At 71.3% G+C, this 22,951-nt stretch carries 20 protein-coding genes and 1 pseudogene; 16 read left to right on the forward strand and 5 right to left on the reverse strand.

What is annotated here, in order from left to right:
- Positions 1-309, forward strand: a pseudogene (locus tag EQ874_RS22370) (cytochrome ubiquinol oxidase subunit I); the annotation flags it as partial.
- A gap of 105 nt (positions 310-414) precedes the next feature.
- Positions 415-1,611, forward strand: coding sequence for a Fic family protein (locus EQ874_RS22375; RefSeq protein WP_129978237.1), 1,197 nt, complete (start codon positions 415-417; stop codon positions 1,609-1,611).
- 16 nt (positions 1,612-1,627) lie between these two features.
- Here the strand turns inward: EQ874_RS22375 and EQ874_RS22380 are convergent, their stop codons facing one another.
- Positions 1,628-1,852 carry a DUF2188 domain-containing protein gene (locus EQ874_RS22380; protein ID WP_129978238.1) on the reverse strand — a complete coding sequence of 75 codons (225 nt, stop codon included), beginning with the start codon at positions 1,850-1,852 and terminating at the stop codon, positions 1,628-1,630.
- Between the two features lie 153 nt (positions 1,853-2,005).
- Between EQ874_RS22380 and EQ874_RS22385 the strand changes: the two genes are divergently transcribed.
- Together EQ874_RS22385 and EQ874_RS22390 are read left to right on the forward strand one after the other, a co-directional pair.
- Positions 2,006-3,061 carry a tyrosine-type recombinase/integrase gene (locus EQ874_RS22385; RefSeq protein WP_129978239.1) on the forward strand — a complete coding sequence of 352 codons (1,056 nt, stop codon included), beginning with the start codon at positions 2,006-2,008 and terminating at the stop codon, positions 3,059-3,061.
- 97 nt (positions 3,062-3,158) lie between these two features.
- Complete coding sequence (locus tag EQ874_RS22390; RefSeq protein ID WP_064065558.1) at positions 3,159-4,580, forward strand: NAD(P)/FAD-dependent oxidoreductase; 1,422 nt, start codon at positions 3,159-3,161, stop codon at positions 4,578-4,580.
- Positions 4,581-4,652: 72 nt separating this feature from the next.
- On the opposite strand, the gene EQ874_RS22395 is transcribed toward EQ874_RS22390, so the two are convergent.
- The 3 genes from EQ874_RS22395 to EQ874_RS22405 all read right to left on the reverse strand — a co-directional run bounded on the left by EQ874_RS22395 (position 4,653) and on the right by EQ874_RS22405 (position 6,991).
- Positions 4,653-5,102, reverse strand: coding sequence for a PaaI family thioesterase (locus tag EQ874_RS22395; RefSeq protein WP_064065559.1), 450 nt, complete (start codon positions 5,100-5,102; stop codon positions 4,653-4,655).
- 160 nt (positions 5,103-5,262) lie between these two features.
- Positions 5,263-5,748: a hypothetical protein gene (locus EQ874_RS22400; RefSeq protein ID WP_129978240.1), complete on the reverse strand. Its 486-nt coding sequence runs from the start codon at positions 5,746-5,748 to the stop codon at positions 5,263-5,265.
- A 526-nt stretch (positions 5,749-6,274) separates the two neighbouring features.
- Entirely contained in the window at positions 6,275-6,991 is a 717-nt protein-coding gene (locus EQ874_RS22405) for a hypothetical protein (RefSeq protein ID WP_129978241.1), read from the reverse strand.
- Between the two features lie 194 nt (positions 6,992-7,185).
- Here EQ874_RS22405 and EQ874_RS22410 point away from each other — a divergent pair, with 194 nt between their 5' ends.
- The 7 genes from EQ874_RS22410 (at position 7,186) to EQ874_RS22440 (ending at position 14,483) form a co-directional block, all read left to right on the forward strand.
- Complete coding sequence (locus EQ874_RS22410; RefSeq protein ID WP_129978242.1) at positions 7,186-8,604, forward strand: iron ABC transporter permease; 1,419 nt, start codon at positions 7,186-7,188, stop codon at positions 8,602-8,604.
- A complete protein-coding gene (locus EQ874_RS22415) occupies positions 8,601-9,740 on the forward strand; it encodes an iron chelate uptake ABC transporter family permease subunit (protein WP_115311462.1) in 1,140 nt (379 codons plus the stop codon). Before EQ874_RS22410 ends, EQ874_RS22415 begins: the two co-directional genes overlap by 4 nt.
- On the forward strand, positions 9,737-10,609 hold the full coding sequence (locus tag EQ874_RS22420; protein WP_115311463.1) for an ABC transporter ATP-binding protein: 873 nt from the start codon (positions 9,737-9,739) through the stop codon (positions 10,607-10,609). Before EQ874_RS22415 ends, EQ874_RS22420 begins: the two co-directional genes overlap by 4 nt.
- 78 nt (positions 10,610-10,687) lie before the next feature.
- Positions 10,688-11,098, forward strand: a complete 411-nt coding sequence (locus EQ874_RS22425) for a BlaI/MecI/CopY family transcriptional regulator (RefSeq protein WP_064065563.1) — start codon at positions 10,688-10,690, stop codon at positions 11,096-11,098.
- Positions 11,099-11,111: 13 nt separating this feature from the next.
- The gene (locus EQ874_RS22430; protein WP_115311464.1) at positions 11,112-12,062 is read left to right on the forward strand and encodes a M56 family metallopeptidase; all 951 of its coding nucleotides are present in this window, start codon (positions 11,112-11,114) and stop codon (positions 12,060-12,062) included.
- 71 nt (positions 12,063-12,133) lie between these two features.
- Positions 12,134-13,585 carry an NADP-dependent phosphogluconate dehydrogenase gene (gene gndA / locus EQ874_RS22435; protein WP_129978243.1) on the forward strand — a complete coding sequence of 484 codons (1,452 nt, stop codon included), beginning with the start codon at positions 12,134-12,136 and terminating at the stop codon, positions 13,583-13,585.
- A gap of 4 nt (positions 13,586-13,589) precedes the next feature.
- Entirely contained in the window at positions 13,590-14,483 is an 894-nt protein-coding gene (locus tag EQ874_RS22440) for a DMT family transporter (protein WP_129978244.1), read from the forward strand.
- On the opposite strand, the gene EQ874_RS22445 is transcribed toward EQ874_RS22440, so the two are convergent.
- Positions 14,437-15,081: a class I SAM-dependent methyltransferase gene (locus EQ874_RS22445; RefSeq protein ID WP_129978245.1), complete on the reverse strand. Its 645-nt coding sequence runs from the start codon at positions 15,079-15,081 to the stop codon at positions 14,437-14,439. The genes EQ874_RS22440 and EQ874_RS22445 overlap by 47 nt on opposite strands.
- A gap of 304 nt (positions 15,082-15,385) precedes the next feature.
- On the opposite strand from EQ874_RS22445, the gene EQ874_RS22450 reads away from it, so the two are divergent.
- The 5 genes from EQ874_RS22450 (at position 15,386) to EQ874_RS22470 (ending at position 22,950) form a co-directional block, all read left to right on the forward strand.
- Positions 15,386-16,774, forward strand: coding sequence for a hemolysin family protein (locus EQ874_RS22450; protein ID WP_115311465.1), 1,389 nt, complete (start codon positions 15,386-15,388; stop codon positions 16,772-16,774).
- Positions 16,771-17,889, forward strand: coding sequence for a hemolysin family protein (locus EQ874_RS22455; protein ID WP_064065429.1), 1,119 nt, complete (start codon positions 16,771-16,773; stop codon positions 17,887-17,889). Before EQ874_RS22450 ends, EQ874_RS22455 begins: the two co-directional genes overlap by 4 nt.
- Entirely contained in the window at positions 17,886-18,824 is a 939-nt protein-coding gene (locus EQ874_RS22460) for a 3-methyladenine DNA glycosylase (RefSeq protein WP_129978246.1), read from the forward strand. Before EQ874_RS22455 ends, EQ874_RS22460 begins: the two co-directional genes overlap by 4 nt.
- Positions 18,825-18,890: 66 nt before the next feature.
- Positions 18,891-21,074 carry a malate synthase G gene (locus EQ874_RS22465; protein WP_129978247.1) on the forward strand — a complete coding sequence of 728 codons (2,184 nt, stop codon included), beginning with the start codon at positions 18,891-18,893 and terminating at the stop codon, positions 21,072-21,074.
- A 196-nt stretch (positions 21,075-21,270) separates the two neighbouring features.
- Positions 21,271-22,950 (forward strand): substrate-binding domain-containing protein, encoded by a 1,680-nt coding sequence (locus tag EQ874_RS22470; RefSeq protein WP_129978248.1) that lies wholly within the window; start codon positions 21,271-21,273, stop codon positions 22,948-22,950.
- Position 22,951: the final 1 nt, after the last annotated feature.

Consider the following 22,951-nt stretch of genomic DNA (forward strand, 5'->3'; position numbering starts at 1 on the left):
TACGGCCAGGTCGTCACGGTCGACGACCCGTGGGGCTACGGCAACTCGCTCGAGTGGGCGACGACCTGCCCGCCGCCACGGCACAACTTCTACGAGCTGCCGCGGATCCGGTCGGAGCGTCCCGCTTTCGAGCTGCACTACCCGCACATGATCGAGCGGATCCGCGCCGAATCACACATCTTTCCGCTCGGCATCGGACGCGAATCGCACCTCGCCGAGGACACCGCGCACCGCAGTGAGCATCCGGGTCCGGCGCCCCGCGCCGCCTCGGCGCACGGCTCGTCGGACGCAGAGCGAGACTTCCGGTGAGCGACTACGACCCGCCCGGCGGCACCGCCGCCCGGAGCCCGGGATCCGGGCTTCCATCCGCACCATACCATCGGATCAACGACTATCCGATGGTATGGTGCGGAGATGGCCTCGCCTGACGTCGCTTCCCGGTGGCCTGCCGTCGCCTACGAGCAGCACCCCTGGAGCAGCGGCGACACCTACGGCTCGCGCCGGGAACGGCGCCTCACCACCGGCCCCTACCGGGCCGCCGTCCCTCCCTTCATCGCGCACCGGCCCGTCCCGCTCGGCGGCGACCTGCAGGCACTGACCGAGGACGCGGCGACGGAACTGGCCCGGTTCGACGTCGAGGTCGGCCATATCACCGCCCCCTTCGCCTCCATCCTGCTGCGCACCGAGAGCGCGTCGAGCTCCGAGATCGAGAATCTCTCCAGCGGCGCCCGGCAGATCGCGCTGGCCGAACTCGGCGAACACGCCTCCCGCAACGCCCGGCTCATCGTCGGCAACGTGCGCGCGATGCGCGCGGCGCTGGAGCTGTCCGATGCCCTCGACGCCGCCGCGATCCTGCGGATGCACCACGCGCTGCTCGAACACGACGACCCGGCGATCGCGGGCCGGTGGCGGCAGCAGCAGGTGTGGATCGGTGGCGGCAGCCTGGGCCCGCACACCGCGCAGTTCGTGCCCCCGCACCACGAGCGGGTACCGGAGCTGATCGACGATCTGGTGGTCTTCACCGGCCGCGACGATCTGCCGGTGGTGGCGCAGATCGCGGTCGCGCACGCCCAGTTCGAGACCATCCACCCCTTCCCGGACGGCAACGGCCGCGTCGGACGGGCGTTGATCCAGGCGATGCTGCGGGGCGGGCAGCTCACCCGCAGTGTCGCCGTACCGGTCTCCGCGGGACTGCTGCACAACACGGCGGAGTACTTCGCGGCGCTCGGCGCCTACCGCGCCGGCGATGTCGAACCGATCGTGCGGTCCATCGTGGACGCCTCGTGCGCGGCGGTCACCAACGGCCGCACCCTCGTCGCCGATCTCGAGGCGGTGCGGGACGCCTGGCGGAGCCGGGTGACGGCCCGGCGGGACTCGGCGGTGCACCGACTGGTGGACGTGCTGCTGCGGCAGCCGGTGATCGACAACCGCACGGCCGCGTCCGCTCTGTCGGTGACCGGCGCCAACGCCCAGATCGCGATCGACCGGCTGGTGGACGCGGGGGTTCTCACACAGATCACCGAGGGTCGCCGCAACCGCCTCTGGCAGGCGAAGGACGTGGTGCGGGTGCTCGACGAGTTCGCCGCGCGCGCCACACGCCGCCGCGGCTGAGCCGGCCGGAACCGGTTCAGCCCGGGATGTCGCGCGGATCGTGGCCGTAGGTGTTGCGTTCGCCGATGGTCCCGTCCAGGTTGTGGACGAGATGTTCGACCTTGCGTCGGCGCGCTTCGTCGCGGCCGGCCGCGACGGCCTCCTCGCGCGTGGTGTAGGTGCCGAGCAGCTCGCTCGAGCCCTCGATCCGGTTGTGCCAGGATCCGTCCTGGTGGAACGTCTCGACGTCACCTGCGGGCATGGCGTGCTCCTCTCCTCGACGGGCCTCGTTCGTCGCGTACCCGGCGACGAGCCCGCCCGAACCCCGAACGCGTCCCGGTCTCCGCTGCCCCGTCGGTTCCTGCTGTCACACTGGACTCGCACATCTGTACGAGTGGTTCACGGGAGGAGCATCGTGGCGGGCAGCGCGACCGAACCGGGATTGTCGGACTGGATCGGGTCGTATCTGGAGACCCTGCAGACGGCGAAGCGGTCCCCGCACACCGTCAAGGCGTACCGGCTCGATCTGTACGCGGTGCGCGCCCACCTCGCCGACGTGGGCGGGATTCCGGAGGAGACCCTGGCGCTCGGCGACGTGACGGTGCGCCGGTTGCGGTCGGCGTTCGCCGCGTTCGCCGCCGAGCGGCAACCGGCGTCGGTGCGCCGCGCCTGGTCGGTGTGGAACAACTTCTGCAACTTCCTCGTCTCCGAAGGAGTCTCGGAAGGCAACCCGATGGCGTCGATCGCGCAGCCGAAGAAACCGCAGCACACCCCGAAAGCGTTCTCCCCCACCGCGATCACTCAGCTCGTCGACACCGTCACGATGGAGGCGCAACGCCCGGCCGAATCGGCGCGGGACTGGCCGCAACGGGATCTGGCGCTCATCGCCACCCTGCTGCTCACCGGCATCCGCTCGGACGAGCTGATCCGCCTCGATGTGGGCAGCATCCTCGGCGGCCGGGAGGCCCCGGTGCTGCGGGTGCTCGGCAAGGGCGCGATCGAACGGGAGATCCCCCTCGAGGACAGTTGGACGGCGATCGTCTGCGCCTATCTCGAGGAACGCTACGCCCGCTTCCCCGCCGCACGGCGCCGCACCCGCGACCGCGACGAGCTGCCGGTGTGGGAGCGGCACGATCCGACCGATCCGCTGTTCGTCGGCGCGGACGGCAGACGCATCACCCGCGGCACCCTGCAGTACCGGGTGCGGCGCATCTACCGCCGCGCGGGCATCGAATCGGAACGCAAACGCGGGGCGCTCGCCCACGCGCTGCGGCACACCTTCGCGACGAGCCTGGCCGACAGTGGCGCGACGATGGTGGAGTTGCAGCAACTGCTCGGGCATCGCTCGTTGCAGACGGTGCAGGTGTACACCTCGGCGACCGACGACGCGGTGCGGCATGCCGCGCGGCACAACCCCGTCTACGGGTTGCTCGGCCCCGGGCGCGAGCCGGGCGGCGACGGGCCGGACTAGCCCGCTGGGGGCCGGTGGGCTCCTCGGTTGCGCTGTGGGCGGGCGCGGCAACTGCAAGACTGGGGATCGATCCATCCGGCAACGTGAAGGAGCATCCATGAGCATCGAGCAGACCGAACCCCGCCGTCATCGAGTGGTCGTGATCGGATCCGGATTCGGAGGGCTGTTCGGAACCCAGGCCCTGGCTCGTGCCGATGTGGACGTCACGGTCGTGGCGCGCACCACCCACCATCTGTTCCAGCCGTTGCTGTACCAGGTGGCGACGGGCATCCTGTCGGTCGGCGACATCGCCCCCGCGACCCGCATGGTGCTGCGCAAGCAGAAGAACGCGCAGGTGCTGCTCGGGGACGTCGAGAAGATCGACCTGGAGAACCGGACGGTGACCTCCCGCTTCCTCGAGCGCTACACCACCACCCCCTTCGACAGTCTCATCGTCGCCGCCGGGGCCGGCCAGTCCTATTTCGGCAACGATCAGTTCGCCGAGTTCGCGCCGGGCATGAAGACCATCGACGACGCCCTGGAATTGCGGGGCCGGATCCTCGGGGCGTTCGAGCAGGCCGAACTGTCGCACGATCACGAGGAACGCGCCCGGCTGCTGACCTTCGTGGTGGTCGGCGCCGGCCCGACGGGTGTGGAGCTCGCGGGGCAGATCGCGGAACTCTCGCGCCGCACCCTCAAGGGCACCTTCCGCAACATCGATCCGACGGAGGCGCGGGTGGTGCTGCTCGACGGCGCCTCCGATGTGCTGCCGGTCTACGGCGGCAAGCTCAGCCGCAAGGCCCGCAAGACCCTCGAGCGGCTCGGGGTGGAGATCCAGCTCGGGGCGATGGTCACCGACGTCGACGCCGACGGATTGACGGTCAAGGAGAAGGACGGTTCGCAGCGGCGCATCGAATCGCAGTGCAAGGTGTGGTCGGCGGGCGTGGCGGCCAGCCCGCTCGGCAAGCAGCTGGCCGAACAATCCGGGGCGCAGATCGACCGCGCGGGCCGGGTGGAGGTGCTGCCGGATCTGACGCTGCCGGGGTATCCGAACGTGTTCGTCATCGGCGACATGATGTCGCTGAACAAGCTGCCCGGTCTGGCACAGGTGGCGATGCAGGGGGGCAAGTACGCGGCCCGGCAGATCATCGCCTCGCTCGGCGGCGCCGATCCGACGCATCGGGAACCGTTCAAGTATTTCGACAAGGGCAGTATGGCGACGATCTCGCGGTTCAGTGCGGTCGCGAAGGTCGGCAAGCTCGAGATCAGCGGGTTCCTGGGCTGGGTGGCGTGGCTGTTCATCCACCTGCTGTATCTGGTGGGGTTCTCGTCGAAGGTCTCGACGCTGCTGTCGTGGGCGCAGGCGTTCTTCTCCGCCGGCCGCAACGAGATGGCGGCCACCGAACAGCAGGTGTTCGCCCGGATGGCAATCGAGCACATGCGGGCGGAAGGCCCGAACGAGGCCTCCGAAGCGGCGGAGGAACGGTCCGCGCAGACGTCGGCCGCGCAGGGCCGGGGTGGGGCGCAGGCCGCGGGCTGACGCTGTTCGCTCCGGCCGGGACTTCTGGTTCCGGCCGGAGCCGTCGGTCTGCGGTGTCGGGTGGGCGGGCGGTCAGTGCCCGATGCGGTCGGCGTCGGTGATGTTGGCGAGTCGCACCTGTCCCTGCGCGACGAGGCGGTCCTGCTCGTCGACGATCTCCACGCGCCACACCTGCTGGGTGCGGCCGCGGTGCACGGGGGTGCCGGTGGCGGTGAGGACACCGTCGCGGGTCGCGCGGAGGAAGTCGGTGTTGTTGTTGACCCCGACGACATTGCCCTTGTCCCCCAGCCAGGTGGCGCCGGCGACACTGGCGACGGTTTCGATCACCGCGCAGTACACACCGCCGTGCACGATGCCGTAGGGCTGGTGCTGCGCCGGGGTGATGGTCCAGCGGGCCCGCGCGAGGTCGGGGCCGAGCTCGACGAACTCAAGACCGAGGGCGGTGTTGAAACCGGTCTCGTTGGCGGTGTTGATCGACTGCACATCGTGCTGCGCCGAGGTGGAGGTGGACTGGTCGCTCATACGGGCTTTCCCTTGTTCGTGCGTGCGGTCGACCGGCCGCCGGGACAGGTGGCCGTCGAACGATGGTAGGACATGGCGGTTTTCGGAAGGTCGCGCCCGACCCCGGTGCGGTCCCCACATCGTTCGTCCGTCGACGCTGCGCCCAGTGCAGGCGATCCGCTCACGGGAAGGTCACCAGGAGCGCGTACGCGACGATCGAGTAACCGTCGGGAATCGGTCCGTACCGGTGCACGGCCCTGGCCCCTTCGTACTCGACGCCGTACCAGCCCGCATCCTCGGTGGGGATCCTCCTCGTCCGTTGGATCACCGGGTGACGTTCGGCGACCAGCACTCGACCTTCGGGCCGGGTGCGGTAGACCATCCACAGGTAGCGGTCCCACACCAGATGCCCCGTCAGCACGACATCTCCGAGGGTGTCGAGCTGCGGCGGGAGCACGGTGGTGACGCCGTGACCGAGATGGGCGAGCAACTCGACGCGATCGTCGACGGTGATCTGCTCGACGCGGGCGGGAATGTCGCGCACGAGTTCGCGAATGCAGTCCGTCGCGCCGGGCGTGGTCCAGTAGGTGGTCGGCCGACACACCTGCCCGGGGGTGGGTTGATCGGGCCACGGTTCGAGGTCCTCGATCATCCACAATGTGGTCACCGGTCGATCATCACACTGCCCGGCGAGACCGGCCATCCCCTGACATGCGCCGGTCCGGTCCGGCGACACCGATGTCCCGCCGCGGCGCCGCACACGGTCGATGACGTCGACGAGCATGCGGTCGTCGGTGCCGTTCGGTGCATGGCTGCTGCGCCACGGTACGTCCGGGCTCCACTCGTCACCGTGTGCTGTTCCGGTTGCGGGACGCTACCCCCGGCGCGCACCGGCATCCACCCCGACAGGACCGTCAGGGCGCACACCGGTGTCGATGGACGCCCCCGTGCCGTTGCGTCTTCGACCCGTGCCCCGGGCCGCCCGGGCCGCCCGGGCCGGGTCGGCGGTCGCGGGCGTGGCGGCGACAGCGACAGGGCATCGCGCGGATAGTCGACAACGGGGGCGGGGACTTGTGGCTCCCGGGTACACGACGGCGGGCCTCACGTGATCGTGAGGCCCGCCGCGGGAAGGGACCGGGAGTCACTGCAGCCCTCAGGACTCCGCTGCGGTCCGGCAGTCGGAACGACGTCGATTATAGGGAAGGCTGCCCTAATCCAGCAAGGCCCCGGACGGGACGGCCGACGGCGACGAAGGCGTCGAGCAACGCCTGGCCGCGGCGCGCGGCGGTGCGCCGGGACGCGCCGCCGAGCACGGGCAGCCGGTCGGCGCCGGTGACGACGGTGCGGCCGACGATCGCCCAGAACCGGGACCGGTCGAGCGGGGCGTGGGCGCGCAACGCGAGATGGACGGCGGTCAGGGCGGTCGTGGCGCGGTGCGCGGTCCACACCGCCATCGCCTGCTCGCACGGCAGCACCACCACGTCGCGCTGCCCGGCGGCGCGGTCGTCGGGCAGCACCCGCAGGGTGTCGTCGGCGAGGCCGGCCCAATCGATGCAGCCGTCGCTGTCCTGGTGCAGCCACAGATTGTCCAGTCCGGGATCCCAGACGCGGCCCTCGAGGGCGTAGGGGGCCAGGACGCGGCCCACGACGGCGTGGATGAGAGCACCGGCGACCTGCTCGACGGCGATGCGCGGATCCTCGGTGTCGAGCAGGGCGCGGTCGTAGAGCGCCCCGATGCGCTGCTGCCGTTCACCGCCGCCGAGGAACCACCAGCGGCGACGGGGTTCTTCGTCGATACAGGCCACCGCGTAGACGCGGGGGGCTCCCGCGGCCAGTGCGCGCAACCGGGCGCGCGTGTCCTCGAACGGGCGGACGGGTGCCGCCGTGGGCGGCAGCAGCAGCGTCGTCATCCGACACCTCCTGATCGACGGTCAGCTTTGATTAGGCAAGCCTAACCATTGCATCCGGGGGTGGTGTGCGCAACCCCATCCCCTCCTCCCGCCGAGACATAGGATTCCGTAACCTAACTCCGACGGCCTTCGCGTCCCCACGATCGCGACGACCCGAACCGCACCACCGCCTTCCCGAGGAGCAGCTCGCGCCCGTGACCGTCACCCCTCACCCCCCACCGGACGCCGACGCGACCGCCCCGCCCCACGCGGGCCGCCGGATCGCCGCCCTCTCGTGCGACCTCGCCCTCCTCGCCCTGCCCCTGCTCGTCGGCGCCCTGGTCGTCGACACCCTCGCCGACGCCAAGGGCGGCGGCCAGACCGACCGCATCGTCTTCGGCGGCGCTGCCCTGGTCGCCGCCGCCGGGCTGCTGTGGTGGAACCACGGCTACCGCGCCGGCCGCACCGGACAGAGCCTGGGCCTGCAATGGACCGGTCTCGTGCTGCGCGACCCGGCCACCGGCGGACCGGTCGGCACCCGCCGCGCCCTGCTGCGCCGTAGCACCGAGATCGTCACCGAACGCCACGCCCGCCACGACGACTTCACCCCGCGCCCCACCGACGGCAGCATCGCCGCCCTGCGCCGCCGCCGCCTGCTCGGCCTGGCCGCCCTGACCGTGCTGCTCGTGCTCGGCGCGCTCGCCAGCATCGCCGTCGGTGCCCGCCCGATGAGCTTCGCGGAGGTCTTCCACGCCCTGGTCGTCAACGACGGCTCCGACACCGACGTGATCGTGCACTCGCTGCGCATCCCCCGCACCCTGCTCGCGCTGCTGGTCGGCACCGCCCTCGGCGTCGCCGGTGCCCTCATCCAGGGCCACACCCGCAACCCGCTCGCCGACGCCGGTCTGCTCGGCATCAACGCCGGCGCCGCCTTCCTGGTGGTGCTGTCGATCTACCTGTTCGGGCTGAGCAGCCCGGCGCAGTATCTGTGGTTCGCCTTCGCCGGCTCCGCCCTCGCCAGCATCGTGGTGTTCGGCGTCGCGTCCATCGGCAACGGCCGCTCCAGCCCGCTGAGCCTGGCGCTGGCCGGCGCGGCCGTCGCGTTCTTCCTGCAGGCGATGATCCAGACCATCGTGCTGCTCGACCAGACCAGCCTCGACGGCTACCGCTTCTGGGTGGTCGGCTCCGTCGCCGGCCGCGGCATGGACGTCTTCTGGCAGGTGGCCCCGTTCATCGTCGTCGGCCTGCTCGTCGCGCTCGCCTCCACCCCGGCACTGAACCTGCTCAGCCTCGGCGAGGACGTCGCCCGCTCGCTCGGCACCGATGTCGTCACCACCCGGGTGATCGGCATCGCCGCGATCACCGTGCTCACCGGCGCCGCCACCGCCGCCTGCGGACCCATCGCGTTCGTCGGGCTGATCGTCCCGCACATCGCCCGCGCGGTGACCGGCCCCGACTACCGCTGGCTCGTCCCCTACGCCGGGCTGCTCGGCGGGGCGCTGCTCGTCCTCGCCGATGTCGTCGGCCGCATCGTGGTGCGCCCCGGCGAACTGCAGGTCGGTATCGTCCTCGCCCTCATCGGCGCCCCCTTCTTCATCGCCCTCGTCCGTCGCCGGAAGCTGGTGGCCCTGTGAACGACACCCCCACCCCCGCGCTCGCCCCGGACGAGCCGGCCACGACGGGCCGGCGCCGCTCGCCCGTCCAGGTCTCCACCCGCGTGCCGGGCCGGCCCGCCTTCCGCCTCGGCTCCGTCTCGGTCGTCTGGCGCGCCCGCATGGTCGTCGTGTGCGCGCTGATCGTCGTCGCCACCGCCGTGCTGCTGTCGATCTCCCTCGGCCGCGGCGACTACCCGCTCAGCCCGCTGCAGGTCGTCGAGGTGCTCCTCGGCGGCGGCGAACGCCTCGACCGGTTCATCGTGTTCGACCTGCGGCTGCCGCGCGGCATCGCCGCCGTCGTCGTCGGCGCCGCGCTCGCCGTCTCCGGCGCCATCACCCAATCCGTCTCCCGCAACGCCCTGGCCAGCCCCGACATCCTCGGCATCACCGCCGGCGCATCCGCCGCCGCGGTCGCCCTGATCGTCGTCACCGGCGGCGGATCGATCGTCGGACTGCTCGCCACCCTCGGCCTGCCACTGTCGGCGCTGCTCGGCGCGCTGCTCACCGCCGCCGCCATCTACGTGCTCGCCTGGCGGCGCGGCGCCGACGGCTTCCGGCTCGTGCTCATCGGCATCGGTGCCAACGCCATGCTCATCGCCCTGACCCAGTGGATGCTCGTCTCCGCCGACATCAACGACGTCAGCCGCGCCCAGGTGTGGCTGACCGGCTCGCTCAACGGCGTGTCGTGGAGCCAGGTCGTGCCCGCCGCGATCGCCCTGCTCCTCGTCGGCGGCTGGGCCGCCACCGCCTCCTTCACCGTCGGGGCGCTGCGCCTCGGCGACGACACCGCCCGCTCGCTCGGCGTGAAACTGCAGACCCAGCAGGCGCTGCTGCTCATCGCCGCGTGCACGCTCGCCGCCGTCGCCACCGCCGCCGCCGGCCCCATCGGCTTCGTCGCCCTCGCCGCCCCGCAGATCGCCCTGCGGCTGGTCGGCTCGGCGGGCAGCCCGATCGTCGCCTCCGCCCTGACCGGGGCGCTGTTCGTCGTCGCCGCCGACCTGATCGCCCGCACCATCCTGCCCGTGCCGCTGCCCGTCGGCCTGGTCACCTCCGCGCTCGGCGGCCCCTTCCTGCTGTACCTGCTGGTGCGTTCCAACCGAAAGGTCTCCCGATGACCGACACCCACCCGACCCCCGCCCCGGCGCCCGGACGGATCGAGCACGCCGCGCCACGGCTGGTCGCCGAGCACATCGGCCTCGGCTACGGCGACCGGCTCATCGTCGACGACCTGGACCTGGCCATCCCCACCGGCGTCGTCACCACCGTCATCGGCCCCAACGGCTGCGGCAAATCCACCCTGCTGCGCGCCCTGAGCCGGCTGCTCGAGCCCCGCACCGGCACCGTGCTGCTCGACGGGCACGACATCACCACCCTGCGCACCCGCGAGGTCGCCCGGGTGCTCGGCATGCTGCCGCAGGCCCCCCTCGCCCCCGAAGGCCTCACCGTCGCCGACCTGGTCGCCCGCGGCCGGCACCCGCACCAGTCCTGGTTCCGGCAGTGGTCCTCCGACGACGAGGACGAGGTCGCCGTCGCCCTCGAACGCACCGGCATCGCCGACCTCGCCGACCGGCCCATCGACGAACTGTCCGGCGGGCAGCGGCAACGCGCCTGGATCTCCATGGCGCTCGCCCAGGGCACCGACATCCTGCTGCTCGACGAACCGACCACCTATCTCGACCTGGCGCACTCGGTGGAGGTCCTCGACCTCGTCGACCGGCTGCACAGCGAACTCGGCCGCACCGTGGTGATGGTGCTGCACGACCTGAACCTGGCCGTGCGCTACAGCGACCACCTGGTGGTGATGAAGGACGGCCGCGTCGTCGCCTCCGGTGTCCCGTCCGAGGTGATCTCCGTGGAACTGCTGCGGGAGGTGTTCGATCTCGACGCCTCCGTCATCGACGATCCGGTCTCCGACCGGCCGCTGATCGTTCCCATCGGCACCCGCCACGTCTACGGCGCCGCCGGAGGTCCCCACCGGGCGTGACCAGGATCCCACCCCAGGTCAATCCCTACGACCAGGGGTAGTACGCACATTCGTCGGAGAAATCCGTAGAATCGACCCATGGCAGCACTCGGCGAACTCGAACGCGCAGTGATGGACCACCTGTGGTCCACCCCGGAACCCCAGACCGTCCGGCAGGTCCACGAGGCCCTCTCGGCCCACCGCAATCTCGCCTACACCACCGTCATGACGGTCCTGCAGCGCCTCGCCAAGAAGAACCTCGTCATCCAGCAACGCGACGACCGCGCCCACCGCTACCTGCCGGTGCACGGCCGCGACGAACTCGTCGCCAGCCTCATGGTCGACGCCCTCGACCAGGCCGACGAGACCGCCGGTCGCGCCGCCGCCCTCGTCCACTTCGTCGGCCGCGTCGGCGCCGACGAAGCCGCCGCCCTGCGCGCGGCGCTGGCGAAACTCGAAGCGCACCACGGCGACGACAGCACCGGCCACGACACCGAGCGGGCCGGCTGACACACTCGATGTCATGAACGCGACCACGGCGCTGTTCTTCGGAACCACAGCGCTTCTCCTCGCCGGACCGGTGCCGGGGCTGCTCGCCCGCGCCACCTGGCCGCACCGCAACCCCCGGGCCGCCCTGGTGCTGTGGCAGTCCGTGGCGCTGGCGGCGGTGCTCTCCGCGTTCAGCAGCGGTCTGGCCATCGCGGCCCGACTGCTCGCCCCCGGCGCCGACGGCCGCCCCACCACCGGCCCCCTCGAAGAGATCGACGCCCTCGGTCTGCCCCTGTGGCTGACCTACATCGTCGTGTTCGCCCTCACCGTGTTCATCGGTGCCCGCCTGATCTTCTCCGTACTGCGCGTCGCGGTGCGCACTCGCCGCCGCCGCTCCCGCCACCGCATGCTCGTCGACCTGCTCGACCGCCGCGAGAGCGGCGCCGCCGTCCGCCGCCACCCGCACGTACGCATCCTCGACACCGCCGACCCCATCGCCTACTGCCTGCCCGGGCTGCGGCACCGCGTGGTGCTCAGCGAAGGCACCCTCGACAACCTCGGCGACGACGAACTGCGCGCGATCCTGCGCCACGAACACTCCCACCTGCGGGCCCGCCACGACCTCATCCTCGAGGCGTTCACCGCCGTCTACGAAGCGTTCCCCCGCGTCGTGCGCTCCGGCTCGGCGCTCGGCTCGGTGAAACTGCTCGTCGAACTGCTCGCCGACGACTCCGCCGTCCGCAAGACCGGCCCCGCCCCCCTCGCCCGCGCCCTCGTGGCGTGCGCCGGCGCCCACACCCCCACCGGTGCCCTCGCCGTCGGCGGACCCAGCACCGTGCTGCGCGTGCAGCGACTCACCGGACCCGGCCCCCACCTCGGGATTTCCGCCGCCGCCTACACCGCCGCCGCCGCGATCCTCGTCGTACCCACCATCGCCGTAGCGGTGCCCTGGCTCACCGAACTGTCCCTGCTGCTCGGCCGCTGAGTCCCGACACGCCGCCCCGCTCGGCCCGCCCCGATTTCGATCGGCCCCCTTTTCGGGGGAAGCTGTAGACCATGACCGTCGAACGCACCGAAACACCGCAGGCCCAGATCGGCGTGACCGGACTGGCCGTGATGGGCTCGAACATCGCCCGCAACTTCGCCCGCCACGGCTACACCGTCGCCCTCCACAACCGCAGCATCGCCAGGACCGACGCGTTGCTCGCCGAGCACGGCGACGACGGCACCTTCGTCCGCACCGAGACCATCGACGAGTTCGTCGCCGCCCTCGAGAAGCCGCGCCGCGTCCTGATCATGGTCAAGGCCGGCGACGCCACCGACGCGGTCATCGACGAGCTAGCCGACGCCATGGAACCCGGCGACATCATCATCGACGGCGGCAACGCCCTCTACACCGACACCATCCGCCGCGAAGCCGCCCTGCGCGCCCGCGGCCTGCACTTCGTCGGCGCCGGCATCTCCGGCGGCGAGGAAGGCGCCCTCAACGGCCCGTCCATCATGCCCGGCGGCCCCGCCGAATCGTACGAAGCGCTCGGCCCGCTGCTCGAAACCATCGCCGCCCAGGTCGACGGCACCCCCTGCTGCACCCACATCGGCCCCGACGGGGCCGGCCACTTCGTGAAGATGGTGCACAACGGCATCGAATACGCCGACATGCAGCTCATCGGCGAGGCCTACCACCTGCTGCGCGACGCCCTCGGCTACGAGGCCGGGCAGATCGCCGACGTCTTCGCCGACTGGAACACCGGCACCCTCGAGTCGTATCTCATCGAGATCACCGCCGAGGTGCTCCGCCAGACCGACGCCGCCACCGGCCGACCCCTCGTCGACGTCATCGTCGACGCCGCCGAACAGAAGGGCACCGGCCGCTGGACCGTCAAGGCCGCCCTCGACCTCGGTGTCCCCGTCACCGGCATCGCCGAAGCGGTCTTCGCCCGCGCCCTGTCCGGCTCCCGCGACCAGCGCGCCGCCGCCCGCGGTCTCGCCGCCGGCAACCTCGGCGCCGCCCCCACCGACGCCGCGCAGTTCACCGAGGACATCCGCGCCGCCCTGTACGCCTCGAAGATCGTCGCCTACGCGCAGGGCTTCGACCAGATCGCCGCCGGCAGCGCCGAATACGGCTGGAACGTCGACCGCGCCGCCCTGGCCACCATCTGGCGCGGCGGCTGCATCATCCGCGCCCAGTTCCTCAACCGCATCAAGGAGGCCTACGACGCCGACCCGGCCCTGCCCAGCCTGATCCTCGCGCCGTACTTCCGCGACGCCATCGAGGTCGGCATCGACAGCTGGCGCCGCGTCGTGGTCACCGCCACCGCGCTCGGCATCCCCATCCCGGCGTTCGCATCGTCGCTGTCCTACTACGACGGGCTGCGCGCCGACCGGCTGCCCGCCGCCCTCACCCAGGGCCAGCGCGACTTCTTCGGCGCCCACACCTACGAACGCACCGACAAGCCGGGCAAGTTCCACACCCTGTGGAGCGGGGACCGCTCCGAAATACAGGCCTGACCCGATGACGGGCACGGCAGTCGCCGTCCTGTGCGCGCTCGCCGCCGCCGCGCTCGTCGCGGTCGGCAGTATCGCGCAACAGAGCTCGGCCGCTGCCGTGCCCGACACCGATTCCCTCGTCGGCTCACTGCTGCGCAGCCCCCGCTGGTGGGCGGGCATCCTCGGCGACGGCGGCAGCTACCTGCTGCAGGTCGTCGCGCTCGCGTTCGGGTCCGTGCTGCTCGTCCAGCCCCTGCTGGTCGCATCGCTGCTGTTCGCGTTGCCGCTCGCCGCCGCGACCACCGGCCGCCGCGTCACCCGCACCACCTGGCTGCTCGCCGGCGCGCTGTGCGCGGCGCTGGCGGTGTTCCTGCTCGTCGGCAACCCCACCGCAGGCAGCGGCGACCCGTCCGCCGCCCACTGGGCGCTGCCCCTCGGGGCGGTGCTCGCCGTCACCGCCGCCGCCGTCACCCTCGCCGTGCTCTCCCCACGGTTGCGGGCGCTGTCCTTCGGGATCGCCGCCGGCATCCTCTACGGGGTGACCAGCGCGTTCACCAAACACGTCACCGACCTCGCCGAACACGGCATCGGCCAATTGCTCGGCTCGTGGCAGACCTGGACGCTCGTCGCGGCCGGCGCCGCCGCGATCTACCTGCAGCAACGCGCCTTCCAGGCCGGATCGCTCACCGCCTCTCTGCCCGCCCTGACCGTCGGCGAACCCCTCGCCGCGATCGTGCTCGGCACGACCGTGCTCGGCGAACACCTCCGCGCCGACGGCCCCGCCCTGATCCTCGTCGGTGCCGCCGTCGCCGTGATGCTGGTGACCACCGTGGCGCTCTCCCGCGCCCAGGCCGCCGACACCCCCGCCGCGGCTACGCCCGTCCCAGCACTGCCACCAGAAACTCCGCATCGTCGCTGAACGGCCGCAGATCCCAGGTCGACAACCGCAGCTGCGCCGCCAGCCCCGCCGCGGCCGCGTCGGCGAAGAACGCCTCGAACCGGTAGTCGCGGCCCGCCCCGAATCCGATCACCACCCGGCCCTGCGGTGCCAGATGCGCCGCGAAATTGCGCAGCACCGCCACCCGCGTCGACGGCGCCACGAAGGTCATCACATTGCCCGCGCACACGATCACATCGAACTCGGCGGCGACCCCGCGGGACGGCAGATCCAGCTCGGCCAGATCCCCGACCAGCCACCGCGGCCCCGGATGATCCTCCTCCGCCGCCGCGATCAGCACCGGATCCACATCCACCCCCACCACCCTGTGCCCGGCCCGGTGCAGATACCCACCGAGCCGGCCCGGCCCGCACCCGGCATCGAGGATCCGTGCCCCGCGCGGCACCATCGCATCGATCAACCGGGCCTCCCCGACGGTGTCCTGCCCCCGGGCGGCCATGGTGCGGAACCGTTCGACATACCACGACGAATGCGCCGGATTCTGCGCCACCATCTCCTCCCACAGACTCGGCACCCGCTCCGCGCCGCCGCCGTGTTCCGGACCCTCGCCGCCGCTCATTCCCACTCCTTCGTCCCTCGACAACACCTGCTCGACCCTCACCGTAGGCGCCGCACCGTCGTCGGCACCGCGACACACGGCACCGGCCATCAGTAGAATCAGGACCCGTCGACACCACTTCCGGCAGGCGGACACCGTCCGCGACCGGACCCGACGAGAGGACACCGGTGCCCGCGGCACCCGCAGCCACCCCACCACCCGACACCACCTCCCCCGGCGCGGAGTGCGACTCCGGGTCGGAGGGATCCTCTACCGGGCCGGGTCCCCGACCCGGCCCCCGTTCCCCCCGGCAGGGCCGCCCCTGATGTCCGTCCTGCTCGACATCGCCGCCCTCCTCGGCTTCGTGGCGCTCACCGCCGGCACCGCCCTGTTCGTCGCCGCCGAGTTCTCCCTGACCGCCCTCGAACGCAGCACCGTCGACGCGCACGCCCACGACGGCGACCGCCGCGCCCGGCAGGTACAGCACGCGCACCGCACCCTGTCCTTCCAGCTGTCCGGCGCCCAGCTCGGCATCACCATCACCACCCTGATCACCGGCTATCTCGCCGAACCGATCCTCGCGCAGTTCTTCACCCCACTGTTCGACGCGCTCGGCCTGAGCACCTCCGTCGCCGCGACCGTCTCCCTGATCCTCGCGCTGCTCCTCGCCACGTCCTTCTCCATGGTCTTCGGCGAACTCGTCCCCAAGAACATCGCCATCGCCCGCCCGATGGGCACCGCCCGCGCCACCGCCGGCCTCCAACTGGCGTTCTCGCTGCTGTTCCGCTGGGCGATCCTCGGTCTCAACGGCGCCGCCAACCACATCGTGCGACGCCTCGGCATCGAACCCGCCGAGGAACTGCGCTCGGCGCGCTCCCCGCAGGAACTCGGCTCCCTGGTGCGCGCCTCGGCCCGCAGCGGCACCCTCGACGAGCACACCGCCCGCCTGGTCTACCGGTCGCTGCAGTTCGGGAACCGCACCGCCGAAGACCTCATGACCCCGCGCAGCACCGTCGAGAGCCTGGACCGGAACGCGACGGTGCTCGATCTCATCGAGTTGTCCGCCCGCACCGGCTACTCCCGCTTCCCGATCGTCGACGGCGACCTCGACGCCCCGCTCGGCGTCGTGCACGTCAAACACGCCTTCACCGTGCCCGGCCCGGCACGCGGCACCACCGCCGTCGGCGCCCTCGCCCGCCGCGTGCCCACCGTGCCGTCCAGCCTCGACGGCGACACCGTGATGGAACGGGTGCGCTCCGACGGCATGCAGGTCGCCCTCGTCGTCGACGAATACGGCGGCACCGCCGGCCTGATCACCATGGAGGACCTCGTCGAGGAGATCGTCGGCGACGTCCGCGACGAACACGACGAGACCGAACTCGACGCACACCGCGACGGGGACGGCTGGTCGTGCACCGGGCTGCTGCGCACCGACGAGGTGGCCCAGCTCACCGGTTATCACGCCCCCGACGGCGACTACGAAACCCTCGCCGGGCTGATCCTCACCGAACTCGGCCGCATCCCCGAGGTCGGCGACGAGATCCAGCTGCCGCTGCGCCGCGGCGAACGCGACCTCACCTGGTACGGGCGCATCCTCGACATGGACGGGCACCGCATCGACCGGATACTGCTCGTGCCCGGCGCGGCCCCCGAGGACGACCCCGCCGGTGACGACCCGGCCCCCGACACCGACGCGGGCGGGGCGCAGCGATGAACGACTGGTTCGCGATCGTCTTCGCCGTGCTGCTGCTCGCCGGCAACGCCTTCTTCGTCGGCGCCGAGTTCTCCCTCATCACCGTCCGCCGCGACCGGCTCGAGACGCTGCTCGCCCAGGGCAAGACCCGCGCCCGCACCGTCATCCGGGCCGGCGAACACCTCTCGCTCATGCTCGCCGGCTCCCAGCTCGGCATCACGATCTGCTCGATCCTGCTCGGCCGTGTCGCCGAACCGGCCATCGCGCACCTGATCGAGGTGCCCCTGCACGCGGTAGGGGTCCCCGACGCGCTGCTGCACCCGATCGCGTTCACCCTCGGGTTGACCATCGTGGTGGTCCTGCACATCCTGCTCGGCGAGATGGTGCCGAAGAACATCGCCATCGCCGGCCCCGAACGCGCCGCGATGCTCCTCGTGCCGATCCACCTGCTGTTCATGCGGCCCGCCCGGCCGGTCATCGCCTTCTACAATCTGTGTGCCAACGCCACCCTGCGCGCGGCGCGCATCGACCCGAAGGACGAACTCGACACCTCGGTGTCCGCGGTGGAGCTGACCGAGATGATCGGCGAATCCCGATCCGAGGGACTGCTCGACGAGGAGGAACACGAGCGCCTCACCCGCGCCCTCGCCACCGGTAGCCGCACCGTCGCCGACGTGATGATCCCCCTCGCCCGGGTGCGCACCGTGCCGCACACCGGGGCAGGCCCGACACTCGGGGATGTCGAGCACGCGGTCACCACGACCGGATTCTCGCGGTATCCGACCCGGCGTCCCGACGGCACGATCACCGGGTACGTCCACATCAAGGACGTGCTCGATCTCGTGCGGGAGCAGTCCACCGGTCCCGAGACCGTCATCCCCGCCGCGGTGATCCGTCCGCTGCCCACCATCACGATCGCCGACGGTCTCGACGACGCCCTGGGCGCCCTGCGACGCAGCAACGCGCATCTGGCCGGGGTGGTCGACACCACCGGCACGCTGCGCGGCATCGTCGCCCTCGAGGACCTTGTGGAAGAGTTCGTCGGGACGGTCCGCGACGCCACCCACCGGGTCGCGGACCCGCTGGGCAACCGGCCCCGCACGACCGCACCCCGATCGACCGAACGAGAATCATGACCCGCTCTCTCACCCCGACCGACCGTCCCACGATCCTGACCGAGGCGGAGTGGACCGCGCGGCGCGAGGAGCACCACACCGTCGTGGACGAGTTGCTCGACGGACATCTCGGGCGCCGTGCCACCGGTCGCACCCATCCGGTGCACGACTTCCTGTTCACCTACTACAGCCTGCGGCCGAATCAGCTGCGGCGCTGGCATCCGGGTTTCGGCACCGTGCTGCTCGGAGCGAGCGCGGTGCGCGCCTACCGGGACCATGCCGGCTACGAGCGGGTCGTGCACGACGGGGAGCCGGGGGTGCGGGTGGGCCGTGGGATGCTCGACCGGCGCGCCGGCGCCGTCGACTTCGTGGCCGGGCTGCTCTCCGCGACCGCCTCCCGTCCGCCGCAGCTGGGCTGCTTCGGCCTGCACGAATGGGCGATGGTCTATCGCACCGGCAGGGAGGGGGTGCGGCACGCGTCGGTGCCCTTGCGCCTCGGACACGACGGTACGGATGCAGTGATGGAATCAATGCAGTTGCGATGCACTCATTATGATGCGTTCCGGTTCTTCACCCCCGCGGCGGTGCCCCGCAACGCCGAGACTCTGACCCGCGACGAGCAGATCCGCACCGAGCAACCCGGCTGCCTGCACGCCGGGATGGACTTGTACAAGTGGTGCTACAAGTTGCTGCCGCTGACCGATTCGGCGCTGACGGTGCGGTGCCTGCGACACGCGGCCGCAGCCCGCGAACTGGACATGCGGGCGAGCCCGTATGATCTCGAGGACTACGGCTACTCGCCCATCAGGATCGAGACTGCCGCCGGACGCGCACAGTACGTCCGCGAGCAGTCGGCGCTCACCCGTCGCGCCGCAGCTCTGAGAGAAGAGCTGATGAATCGATGTACCGCCCTGCAGGCGCACAGAACCACTGCGTCCGTTACTACCGGCGGGTAACATAATCGACGATTCCGTGCGGCCGGGACGTTTCCGGCCGCACAGCAACCGGAAAGAGTGAGGGTGATGACAGAACGCGTGCAGGTCGGCGGACTTCAGATCGCGCAGGTTCTCTACGACTTCGTCAACAACGAGGCCATCCCCGGCAGCGGGGTCGACGCGGACACCTTCTGGACGGGTGCCGACAAGATCGTCCACGACCTCGCCCCCAAGAACCGGGCACTGCTCGCCAAGCGCGACGACCTCCAGGCCAAGATCGACGGCTGGCACCGCGACCGTGCCGGCCAACCGCACGACCCGGTCGCCTACAAGGCCTTCCTCGAAGAGATCGGCTACCTCGTCCCGGCCCCCGAACCGTTCACCATCGGCACCGAGAACGTCGACACCGAGATCGCCGCCACCGCCGGCCCCCAACTCGTCGTGCCCGTCCTCAACGCCCGCTTCGCCCTCAACGCCTCCAACGCGCGCTGGGGCTCCCTCTACGACGCCCTCTACGGCACCGACGTCATCCCCGAAGAGGGCGGCGCCGAGAAGGGCACCGGCTACAACAAGGTCCGCGGCGACAAGGTCATCGCCTGGGCCCGCGACTTCCTCGACAAGGCCGCACCCCTCGCGCAGGGCTCGCACGCCGACTCCACCGGCTACCGCATCGACGGCACCGAACTGCAGGTCACCCTCGAGGGCGGCACCGTCACCGGACTCGCCGAGCCCGACAAGCTCGTCGGCTACCTCGGCGACAAGACCGCGCCCTCCTCGGTGCTGCTGCGCAACCACGGCCTGCACATCGAGATCCAGATCGACCCCGACTCCCCCATCGGCAGCACCGACGCCGCCGGCGTCAAGGACGTCGTCCTCGAATCCGCCGTCACCACCATCATGGACTTCGAGGACTCCGTCGCCGCCGTCGACGCCGACGACAAGGTCATCGGCTACCGCAACTGGCTCGGCCTCAACCGCGGCGACCTGTCCGAGTCCTTCGCCAAGGGCGGCAAGACCCTCACCCGCACGCTGAACCCGAACCGCGTCTACACCGCCCTCGACGGCAGCGACCTCGAACTGCACGGCCGCTCCCTGCTGTTCGTCCGCAACGTCGGCCACCTCATGACCAACCCCGCCGTCCTCGACCGCGACGGCAACGAGGTCCCCGAAGGCATCCTCGACGCGCTCATCACCAGCCTGTGCGCCATCCACGGCCTGCACATCGACGAGGATCACGGCCCGCTCGCCAACAGCCGCACCGGCTCGATCTACATCGTCAAGCCCAAGCAGCACGGCCCCGAGGAATCCGCCTTCACCACCGAACTGTTCGGCCGCGTCGAAGAGGTCCTCTCCCTACCCACCAACACCCTCAAGGTCGGCATCATGGACGAGGAGCGACGCACCACCGTCAACCTCGCCGCCTGCATCAAGGCCGCCTCCGACCGCGTGGTGTTCATCAACACCGGCTTCCTCGACCGCACCGGCGACGAGATCCACACCTCCATGGAGGCCGGACCCGTCGTCCGCAAGGCCGCCATGAAGCAACAGCGCTGGATCGCCGCCTACGAGGACTGGAACGTCGACACCGGCCTCGCCTGCGGCCTGCAGGGCAAGGCCCAGATCGGCAAGGGCATGTGGGCGATGACCGACCTCATGCGCGACATGGTCGAGCAGAAGATCGGCCAGCCCAAGGCCGGCGCCAACACCGCGTGGGTGCCCTCACCCACCGGCGCCACCCTGCACGCCACCCACTACCACGAGGTCGACGTCTTCGCCGTCCAAGACGAGTTGAAGGGCCACGCCCGCGCCACCGTCGACGACATCCTCACCATCCCCCTCGCCGAGAACCCGAACTGGACCGACGAGGAGAAGCGCGAAGAACTCGACAACAACTGCCAATCCATCCTCGGCTACGTCGTGCGCTGGATCGACGCCGGCGTCGGCTGCTCCAAGGTCCCCGACATCCACGACATCGCCCTCATGGAGGACCGGGCCACCCTGCGCATCTCCAGCCAGCTCCTCGCCAACTGGATCCGGCACGACGTCGTCACCGCCGACGACGTCGTCGCCTCCCTCGAGCGCATGGCCCCCGTCGTCGACCGGCAGAACGACGGCGACCCCGGCTACCGGCCGCTCGCCCCGAACTTCGACGACAGCATCGCCTTCCAGGCCGCCAAGGAACTCATCCTCGAAGGCACCACGCAGCCCAGCGGCTACACCGAGCCGATCCTGCACCGCCGTCGCCGCGAATACAAGGCCAAGTACGCCTGACCCGCACACCGACGCCCAGGGTCCCGATCCGCACCGGATCGGGACCCTGCCCGTCTCCGCACCGCGCGCCGGAGCCGGATCACACTCCGCTCCTCACTAGACTCGACCATCGGATCGACGAACGAAACGAGGCGGACACGACGTGGGCGGGCGACATCGCGGCAGCGGACGACGAGGAATCAGCACAAGCGTCATCGTGGTCGCCGCAGGCGTAGTACTCGCCCTGCTCGCCGTCCTCGGCTGGTTCCGCCTCCGCGACAACATCGACAACCAGGCCACCGCCGCCGCCGAAACCTGCGTCGAAGGCGACACCGTGCTGCACATCGCCGCCGACCCCCTCATCGCCCCCGCCCTCACCGAACTCGCCGACCGCTGGACCGACGGCGGCGTCCGCGTCATCCGCGACCACTGCGTCACCGCCGAGATCACCCCCGTCGACAGCCTCGCCGCCGCCGACACCCTCGCCACCGGCAACTGGGATCCGGCTCTCGGCCCCGAACCCGCCCTGTGGGTCCCCCTCGACAACCGCATGAGCGCCCGCGCCACCGACGCCGTTGACGGCACACCCCGCTCCCTCGCCACCTCCCCGGTCGTACTCGCCGTCCCCACCGACCTCGGCCGCGCCCTCACCACCGCCACCGTCCGCTGGCAGGACCTCCCCCGACTCCAGAACAACCCCGCCGCCATGCGCGAGATCGGACTCGACGTCTGGGGCGCGCTCGGCCTCGCCCTGCCCACCGGCACCGAAACCCACGCGACCACGCTCGCCCTCGAAGCGGTCACCGCCGCCACCACCGGCATCGGCGCCGGACCGGTCACCCTCGAACAGGCCGCCACCCCCGCCGCGATCACCGCCGTGAGCACCCTCGCGCTCGGCGCCGACACCCTCGGCGCCATCGGCACCACCGCCGACACCCTCGCCGCGCTCGGCGCCCGACCCGACACCGAGGCCCCCATCCACGCCGTGCCCGTCATCGAGCAGCAACTGCACCGCGCCCTCACCGGCGGGCAGATCCGCGGCCTCACCGGACACCTCCCCATCGGTGCCGCACCCGTCGTCGACTTCCCCGCCGCCGTCGTCGACGCCCCCTGGGTCGACGAGACCCTCGCCCGCGCCGCCGCGGAGTTCACCGACTACGCCCGCCGCCCCGAACAGACCGGCGTCCTCACCGCGCACGGCTTCCGCACCGCCGACGCCGTCCCGGAACCCGCCGGGGAACTGCCGCTGCCCCGCGTCGAGACCGCCCTCGCCCCAGCCGATCCCACCGTCGACGACGTCCTCGTCGCCCTGCGGCTCGCCCCGGTATCCCCACGCAAGGTCACGATGGTGGTCGACACCTCAACCTCCATGGGCGCCCCCGCCGGCGACGGCACGCGGCTCGACGCCACCGCCGGCGCCCTGCGCGAGGCCATGCGCCGCGCCTCCACCAACTCGGTGATGGGCATGTACGTCTTCGCCGACACCCCCACCGGGCACCGCGTCGCCGTCATCCGCGACGGCCTCACCGACGCCAAACGCGCGGCGATGTCCACGATCCTCGACGGCATCGACCTCACCGAGAAAGAACCGGTCTACGCCACCCTCGCCGCCGCCTACCGCGACGCCGTCGACAACTACGACCCGGCCCGACCGAACTCCGTGCTCGCCGTCGTCGACAGCGACGACCCCGACGAGACGGCCGCCCGCGACCTGCGCGCCGCGATCGACGAACTCTCGTCTCCCGACACCCCCGTGCGGATCGACGTCGTCGTCCTCGGCGACCGCACCGACCCCGTCCTCGAGCAGGCCGCCGAGGCCACCGACGGCAGCCTCACCGTCGTCGACACCGCCGACCCGGCCGACCTCACCGACCTTCTCCGAAAGCTGACGTCCTGAC

It is taken from the genome of Rhodococcus sp. Q1, assembly GCF_004153645.1.
Lineage (GTDB): Bacteria > Actinomycetota > Actinomycetes > Mycobacteriales > Mycobacteriaceae > Rhodococcus > Rhodococcus gordoniae.

Bases quoted from the DNA above. Each gene is read 5' to 3' on its own strand.
- EQ874_RS22375 (WP_129978237.1), top strand. From the start codon at position 415: ATGGCCTCGCCTGACGTCGCTTCCCGGTGGCCTGCCGTCGCCTACGAG.
- EQ874_RS22380 (WP_129978238.1), bottom strand. From the start codon at position 1,852: ATGCCCGCAGGTGACGTCGAGACGTTCCACCAGGACGGATCCTGGCAC.
- EQ874_RS22390 (WP_064065558.1), top strand. From the start codon at position 3,159: ATGAGCATCGAGCAGACCGAACCCCGCCGTCATCGAGTGGTCGTGATC.
- EQ874_RS22395 (WP_064065559.1), bottom strand. From the start codon at position 5,102: ATGAGCGACCAGTCCACCTCCACCTCGGCGCAGCACGATGTGCAGTCG.
- EQ874_RS22405 (WP_129978241.1), bottom strand. From the start codon at position 6,991: ATGACGACGCTGCTGCTGCCGCCCACGGCGGCACCCGTCCGCCCGTTC.
- EQ874_RS22420 (WP_115311463.1), top strand. From the start codon at position 9,737: ATGACCGACACCCACCCGACCCCCGCCCCGGCGCCCGGACGGATCGAG.
- EQ874_RS22425 (WP_064065563.1), top strand. From the start codon at position 10,688: ATGGCAGCACTCGGCGAACTCGAACGCGCAGTGATGGACCACCTGTGG.
- EQ874_RS22430 (WP_115311464.1), top strand. From the start codon at position 11,112: ATGAACGCGACCACGGCGCTGTTCTTCGGAACCACAGCGCTTCTCCTC.
- gndA (WP_129978243.1), top strand. From the start codon at position 12,134: ATGACCGTCGAACGCACCGAAACACCGCAGGCCCAGATCGGCGTGACC.
- EQ874_RS22440 (WP_129978244.1), top strand. From the start codon at position 13,590: ATGACGGGCACGGCAGTCGCCGTCCTGTGCGCGCTCGCCGCCGCCGCG.
- EQ874_RS22445 (WP_129978245.1), bottom strand. From the start codon at position 15,081: ATGAGCGGCGGCGAGGGTCCGGAACACGGCGGCGGCGCGGAGCGGGTG.
- EQ874_RS22450 (WP_115311465.1), top strand. From the start codon at position 15,386: ATGTCCGTCCTGCTCGACATCGCCGCCCTCCTCGGCTTCGTGGCGCTC.
- EQ874_RS22455 (WP_064065429.1), top strand. From the start codon at position 16,771: ATGAACGACTGGTTCGCGATCGTCTTCGCCGTGCTGCTGCTCGCCGGC.
- EQ874_RS22460 (WP_129978246.1), top strand. From the start codon at position 17,886: ATGACCCGCTCTCTCACCCCGACCGACCGTCCCACGATCCTGACCGAG.
- EQ874_RS22465 (WP_129978247.1), top strand. From the start codon at position 18,891: ATGACAGAACGCGTGCAGGTCGGCGGACTTCAGATCGCGCAGGTTCTC.